The organism is Sphingomonas sp. CCH9-F2, assembly GCF_001556735.1.
GTDB classification, from domain to species: Bacteria; Pseudomonadota; Alphaproteobacteria; order Sphingomonadales; family Sphingomonadaceae; genus Sphingomonas; species Sphingomonas ginsenosidimutans.
Map to the genome: position 1 here is coordinate 1 of NZ_LSJO01000425.1, position 1,595 is coordinate 1,595.

Sequence of the window (1,595 nt, forward strand, 5' to 3'; positions counted from 1 at the left end):
CCGCCCGCCACGCGCGTGCGACCGGTCGCTCAAGCCGCCGAAGACGATATTGGCGATGCTCGCCGCGATCGCGCCGATCACCGCGGTCGCCGCGAACAGCCCGATCCGCTCGGCCGGGTTCATCGCCTGGATACGGATCGGCAGCAGCAGCGTCAGCAGCGGCAGATACGCCAGCACCCCGCCGGCATTGGCCAGTGCCATGATCGCCAGCCAGGCCGGGCGACGCGACGAAAGCGGGGCGGAAACGGACATGCCGCGCTACCCTGCCCGCGAACGGGAAGCCCGGCAATCGCCGTATGACGGCGCGTGCCGGCGCATCGCGTCAGTCGACGAACGCGGCGTCGACGATCATCCGCTCGCGGTCCCATTCCGGCACCGCATGAATGGGAACCATGAAGGTCTTGCCGCTCGGCCGCTCGATATCGATGACGTCGCCGGCACCGAAATTCTCGACCGCGATCACGCGGCCCAGCGGCTCCCCGGCGGTCGACACCACCGCCAGCCCCAGCAGGTCGGCATGATAATATTCGCCGTCGTCCAGCGGCGGCAGCGCGTCGCGCGGCACCGTCAATTCGGTGCCGCGCAGCGCCTCCGCCGCGGTACGATCGGTCACTTCGGCAAAGCGCGCGATCGTGCCGTCGCGCAGCTTCGCCAGCGTCAGGGCGCCGCCGTTGAACGTGCGATGCCGCGACAGGTCGTCCGCGAACACCTTCAGCCGGACGTCACCGGCGATCCCGTGCGCGCCGGTGACGACGGCGAGCACGATCGTGTCGCCGGCGTCAGTCCCTGGGCGAGCCGTCGTCTCCCTCGGGGGCGTCGTCCGCGCCCTCGGCGGGCTGCTCGCTGGAGACACCGTGGTTGGTGGCGTCTTCGTCATCCTCGGGGGCCGTTCGCGGATCGGGGGTGGGGCCGGCATCCTGGGTCATCATGCGCTCCTGTTCGCGATGAACAGCGCCAACGCATGACGACCCGTTCGGGTGCGCTGTTACTCGGCGGTCGCCTCGGCCGTATCGGCCGCCGGCTCTTCGGTCGCGGCGGGCGCGTTCGCCGCCTCGGCCTCGGCTTCCTGCTGCGCCTTCAGCTTCTCGGCACGCTCCTCGGCGCGCTCCTTGGCCTTCTCGCCCGGCTCGGCCTTCTTCGGGTTGCTGCGCGCCGCGCGCTCCTTCACGCCGGCCGCATCCAGGAAGCGGGCGACACGGTCGGTCGGCTGCGCGCCAACGCCCAGCCAGTGCTTCGCGCGCTCGGCGTCGAGGACGATGCGCTTCTCGTCGTCCTTGGCCAGCAGCGGATTGTAGTTGCCGATCTTCTCGATGAACTTGCCATCACGCGGGGACCGCGCATCGGCCACGACGATGCGGTAGTACGGACGCTTCTTCGAACCGCCACGCGACAGGCGAATGCTGAGTGCCATTGTAGTCTGCTTCCTTCTTCTATTCGTCACCCCGGCGAAGGCCGGGGTCTTTCCGTGATGATCGTCCCGCCCTTGCCGCCGGAGACCCGGCTTTCGCCGGGGTGACGGTATCGGGGCTATTTCTTGAACTTGAACCCGCCCGGCCCGCCGGGGATGTTGCCGGGCAGTCCGGGCAGCCCCGGGC

Annotated in this window: 3 protein-coding genes and 1 pseudogene; all 4 read right to left on the bottom strand. The window is 69.7% G+C overall.

Translation table 11 applies throughout. The annotated features are described in order from the left end of the window. Positions 1-252: pseudogene (locus AX685_RS12045) on the bottom strand (MFS transporter); the annotation flags it as partial. A 70-nt stretch (positions 253-322) separates the two neighbouring features. Continuing rightward, positions 323-766, bottom strand: coding sequence for a ribosome maturation factor RimM (gene rimM, locus AX685_RS12050; RefSeq protein WP_066489020.1), 444 nt, complete (start codon positions 764-766; stop codon positions 323-325). Between the two features lie 13 nt (positions 767-779). After that, positions 780-929 (bottom strand): hypothetical protein, encoded by a 150-nt coding sequence (locus AX685_RS23150; protein WP_231738834.1) that lies wholly within the window; start codon positions 927-929, stop codon positions 780-782. Between the two features lie 56 nt (positions 930-985). Further along, positions 986-1,411, bottom strand: a complete 426-nt coding sequence (gene rpsP, locus AX685_RS12055) for a 30S ribosomal protein S16 (RefSeq protein ID WP_066489017.1) — start codon at positions 1,409-1,411, stop codon at positions 986-988. Positions 1,412-1,595: the final 184 nt, after the last annotated feature.

Excerpts from the sequence above, each read along its gene's own strand:
- AX685_RS23150 (WP_231738834.1), bottom strand. The coding sequence starts at position 929 with ATGATGACCCAGGATGCCGGCCCCACCCCCGATCCGCGAACGGCCCCC.
- rpsP (WP_066489017.1), bottom strand. The coding sequence starts at position 1,411 with ATGGCACTCAGCATTCGCCTGTCGCGTGGCGGTTCGAAGAAGCGTCCG.